Annotated in this window: 5 protein-coding genes and 1 pseudogene; 2 read left to right on the forward strand and 4 right to left on the reverse strand. The window is 64.3% G+C overall.

Annotated elements, in window-relative coordinates:
* Positions 1–22 precede the first annotated feature (22 nt).
* From K728_RS0109395 to K728_RS0109405, 3 genes are all read right to left on the reverse strand, one after another.
* On the reverse strand, positions 23–256 hold the full coding sequence (locus K728_RS0109395) for a DUF6480 family protein (protein ID WP_019481390.1): 234 nt from the start codon (positions 254–256) through the stop codon (positions 23–25).
* A 10-nt stretch (positions 257–266) separates the two neighbouring features.
* Positions 267–533: a hypothetical protein gene (locus K728_RS0109400; protein ID WP_133185464.1), complete on the reverse strand. Its 267-nt coding sequence runs from the start codon at positions 531–533 to the stop codon at positions 267–269.
* 234 nt (positions 534–767) lie between these two features.
* The gene (locus K728_RS0109405; RefSeq protein ID WP_019481392.1) at positions 768–2,153 is read right to left on the reverse strand and encodes a dihydrolipoyl dehydrogenase family protein; all 1,386 of its coding nucleotides are present in this window, start codon (positions 2,151–2,153) and stop codon (positions 768–770) included.
* A 107-nt stretch (positions 2,154–2,260) separates the two neighbouring features.
* Between K728_RS0109405 and K728_RS0109410 the strand changes: the two genes are divergently transcribed.
* The gene (locus K728_RS0109410) at positions 2,261–3,082 is read left to right on the forward strand and encodes a CPBP family intramembrane glutamic endopeptidase (protein WP_019481393.1); all 822 of its coding nucleotides are present in this window, start codon (positions 2,261–2,263) and stop codon (positions 3,080–3,082) included.
* A gap of 98 nt (positions 3,083–3,180) precedes the next feature.
* Positions 3,181–4,269, forward strand: coding sequence for a mechanosensitive ion channel family protein (locus K728_RS0109415; protein WP_024476537.1), 1,089 nt, complete (start codon positions 3,181–3,183; stop codon positions 4,267–4,269).
* Between the two features lie 56 nt (positions 4,270–4,325).
* On the opposite strand, the pseudogene K728_RS21270 reads toward K728_RS0109415, so the two are convergent.
* Positions 4,326–4,628 (reverse strand): annotated as a pseudogene (locus K728_RS21270) (NAD-dependent epimerase/dehydratase family protein); the annotation flags it as partial.

A 4,628-nucleotide genomic window follows, 5' to 3' on the forward strand; every position in this document is an offset into this window, starting at 1 on the left:
CGTTCGGCGTTAACAGTGATCGCTAGAAGACGTCGACCAGGCGGCCGACTATAAACAGAACGATGCAGGCTACGAAAACCACTCCGATGCCAATGAGCCACGGGAGCGGGTGGTTTGCCTTCGAAGTGCCCTCGTCGTGGCCCTGCGGTCCCACGGTCGAGGACTCACCCGGTGGGGTTTCGCCTGGGGGGACTCCGCCGCCCGGCTCCAGCCCGGTGATCTTCTCGCCCTGTGGATCGGGGTTCTGTCCTGTCATTCGGTGCCTCCTAGATTTCCCAATCAGACCTCTTGGGTGATGGGTCTTTCGTGTCACGGGGGGTCCAGGACATGGTGATGTCGGCTCCCTCTTCGGTCTCGCGCACAAACAGGTGGAGGTCTTCCCCATAAAGGTTCTCGTGTTCGACCACGTCACCCGCCTCGTGCGCCATCTCAACCAGCCGGCTGATGGCCACTGCCATGGCCCGGCCCCAGTCATGTGGATGCTTGCTTGACGATTCTTCGGTTACAGAGAACTTTCTGTCCATAGTTGCCATTGTGCTCCTTAAGTCTCTGCAGTGGGGCAATTAATCTGGCGGCGGATTCCTGCCCGGCAGTAAATAATGGTAAGCCCCCTGTGCAGTTTTGGGATGATTCAACCCTAGCAGTACCGGTGTTCACGCTGACCGGATGCGCGTTCAGCTCCGACCCGCAAAAAGGAACCAGCCCGGTAGGCGTCTTTCCTCAGGGATTGAGTCAACACAAGTAACCGGTATCCGGGGCGAAACCTGTCATTTGTGTTGACTCGACTGTCTGGCTGATCGCGCCGCCTCGCCGATAATTGCCGTGTAGGTGGGGTAGGCGAACTTTACCCGCGCGAGGGTTGCGACGTCGGTGCCCGCCGCCATCGCCGCAGCGACCGCTTGGATCACCTCCACCGCGTTCTCTCCCACTGCGTGCGCTCCAAGGATCAGCTCCCGGTGCCGGTCCAGCACCAGTTTCAGGAACCCCTGCTCCCGGTCATCGATGATGGGGCGCTCCACCTCGCCATAGGGTACGACGACGGCGGTCGCCTCCCGGTCACGCGCCCGTGCCGCTTCCTCGGTGAGGCCGACGCCGGCGTAATCCGGGTCAGTGAAACCACCGGCGGGCAGCAAATGGTGTGGAGTGGTCCGATGCGCTCCGAGGACCGCGTTCTCGGCAGCGGTTTCGCCCTCAAACACGGCGGCCTGCACCAGCATGCTGGAGCCGTTCGCGTCCCCCGCCACATAGACGTGGGGAACGTTCGAGCGCAGATAGTCGTCAACCGGTATCGCGTTGCGTTGGGCCTGGACACCGGCCGCGGCCAGGCCAAGAGACTCAATGTTCGCCGGCCAACCGGCAGCCATCACGACCGTGTCGACCGCCTCCACCTGCTCTCCGGTTGGGCTGGTCCAGTGCAGGTGTAGCCCGCCGTCGTCGTCCCTGGTGATCTGGTTGATCCCGCCGATTCCCGTCTCCACCCTCACCCCCCGGGCGCGGAACCCATCGGTGACCGCCGCCGAGACAGCGGCGTCCTCGGTGGTGAGGATGCGCGGCGCCAGATCCAGCAGCAGCACCCGGGAACCGAGTGCATGGAAGATGGTGGCCAGCTGCGCGCCGGTGTGCCCGCCGCCGATCACGGCGATGGCCCGCGGCAGATCCGGCAGGTCGAGAATGTCCGGCGGCAGGACGGCATGCTCGGCGCCGGGGATGGGTAGGCGGCGCGCGTTGCCGCCAACGCAGAGGATGACCGAACCGGCCGTCACTGCGCGGCCGTCCACCGTCAGGGTGTGTGAGTCAGCGAAGGAAGCCTCGCCGGTGAGCAGGGTGATGCCCAACCGGGCGACGACGTCGTCGTACCCTTTGGCCGCGAGCACCCGGTCCACGGTGGACCTGACGCGCCGGACGATCTGGGGCCAGTCAACCGACGGTTCGGCGACGACGATCCCGTAGTCATAGGCGGTGCGCACCTCCCGGTACAGGCGGGCCGTCTTCGCAAGGACCCGGGTCGGCACGCACCCGGAATTTACGCAGGTGCCGCCGAGCCTCGCCCGTTCCACTACAGCCACGCGGGCGCCGAGTTCCGCGGCCCGCACCGCGGCTGCCATCCCCGCAGGGCCAGCGCCCACAATCAGAACATCGAAGTCGTATTCCATGGATTTGCTCCTGTGGGTGGTCTGGGCACGATCGGCTGCTGCTTCCTGTATAGCGGCAAATGCCCCGAAACTCCCGTACTTCAGACGTCCCGGGTAATCTCAGTGGTATGACAACGCAGCCGGAGACCCTGAAGGAAACGCGAAAGACTGCCGCGAATCTGATCCCTGCGGTGCTGATCGCCGGGTCGGGGTTTGTGATGTTCGGACTGGATCAGCGGTGGCTGGGTTACCTGTTGTTGGCGGCCGCCTTGGCGTCGTCGTTCTTCATCGGGCGTCAGCTGTTCAAGGATCTGGCGCTGCTGTCACTCGGACTGATCATCATGAGCCTGGTGCCCATCACCACCGACATCAGCTTCGAACACATGTTCACCATGGGGACAGCAATGGTCCTGGCGGTGGGGCTGCCGTATTCGATTTCACGGTTTGTGTTCAAGGACCACGCCATCCGGTTTCCGGTACTCACCGGCCAGAAGTGGACGCGGACCGAGCGCTGGTACCTGGTGGCCGTCGTCGTGATGGGGTACTTTCTCCTGCCCGTCTACATGATTCCTACCGGCGTGTTTGAGAACTGGCCGGCAGCCTCGGATCCGAGCACCGTGGCGCGGCTGTTCCTCGGCACCAATGTGCTGGGCATCTGGGACGAGCTGTTCTTCATCTGCACGGCCTTCACCCTGCTGCGGCGGCATCTGCCGGACTGGCAGGCCAACATGCTGCAGGCGGTGCTGTTCACCTCGTTCCTCTGGGAACTGGGCTTCCACGCCTGGGGGCCTTTGCTGATCTACCCCTTTGCGCTGGTGCAGGGCTGGATTTTCAAGAAGACCAAATCATTGAGCTACATTGTGGCGGTTCACCTGCTGTTCGACTTTGTGTTGTTTCTGGTGCTGATTCACGCGCACAACCGCGAATGGTTCGACATTTTCCTGTACTAGCCACCTGCTGATCCCCACCTGATCGTGGGGTGAGAGTCTCCCCACAGTTTTCCCTTCCGGCTGGACAGCTACCCACTGTCATCTGAGACGGTGAAGCCATGGATGAACTAGTCAACGCGTTGGCCCCGGTGGTCGGGGTCGCTGCGGCCTTGATCGCAGCCGTGCTGCTCGCAGCCATTTTGCGCCGGATAGCTGTGCGCGCCCTGCGGAAGGTCCCCGCCATTCAGGGGGCATCCCGTCGGGCGCTGAACCCGGTGCGGCTCGTGCTCGCCATTGTGGGCGCGCGGATAGCCCTTGCGGTGACTGCCGCCGACACCGACTGGTTTGGGCCGGTGGACTACGCGCTGGTGCTGGCTCTCATTGGGGCCGTGGCCTGGCTGGTCGCCTCGCTCCTGCTGGTGTTCGAGGCGGTGGCGTTGCGGAAATACGGGAGGGACACCGTTGACCATGGGCGGATGCGGCGCCTGAAAACGCAGATCATGCTGGCCCGCAGGGTGGGAGTGGCGCTGGTGATCACCTTCGCGCTGGCCAGCGTGCTGCTGACGATCCCCGAGGTGCGTGCCCTTGGCGCTGGCATCCTGGCCTCGGCCGGGCTAATCTCCATTGTCGCTGGCCTCGCCGTCCAGAGTTCCCTGGCCAACGTTTTTGCCGGGGTGCAATTGGCCTTCACCGACGCCCTGCGGATCGACGACACCGTGTTCGTTGAAGAACAGTTGGGCACAGTCGAGGAAATCACCATGACCTATGTGGTGGTCAAGGTCTGGGACGACCGCCGGGTCATCCTGCCCTCGACCTACTTCACCACCACGCCGTTCGAGAACTGGACGCGGAGCCGTTCCGAACTGCTCGGCACCGTTGACCTGGACCTCGACTGGCGGGTTCCCATCGACTCGATGCGGGCCCACCTGACCGCAATACTCGCCGAGACCACCCTGTGGGACGGGCGCACCAGCACCCTGCAAATCACCCAGGCCACCGACGGCATGGTGCGGGCCCGGGTGCTGGTCAGTGCCGTCGACAATGATGCCCTCTGGGACCTGAAGTGCCTGATCCGCGAATCAATGGTCGTGTTCCTGCAGACCCACCACCGCGAGGCGCTGCCCCGGCAGCGGTGGGAGGCGGTGCACCCTCCCCAAGCCCTCGAAGCTCCCCAACCCGCCGCCCTCGGATCGAGTCAACACAAATAACCAAGTTCCGGCGTGAAACCTGCTATTTGTGTCGACTCGCTCCAATGCGGGGAGGGCTAGGTGCGGGGTTTGAGGCTGGGGGAGCCGTCCACGCCGTCGCCCGCGCTCAGCCCGGTCAGCACGGCGCGGATGGCGTCGAGTGAGGAATGCTCCGGCTCCCACCCGAGCAGTGTGCGTGCACGGTCGGTGTTCATGACCGGTGCCAGGGCAGCCATGTCGATCCACCCCGGATCGGTACGCTGCAGCCCCAGCGCCCAGGTCACGCCGACGACGGCGCGCAGCACCTTCACGGGGAGGTTCACCACTCGTCGGGCGCCCAACTGCCCCGCGACCTTGGCCGGCGTGAGCACCGGCTCGGC

This window comes from Arthrobacter sp. CAL618, assembly GCF_000468215.1.
Taxonomy (GTDB): Bacteria; Actinomycetota; Actinomycetes; order Actinomycetales; family Micrococcaceae; genus Arthrobacter_D.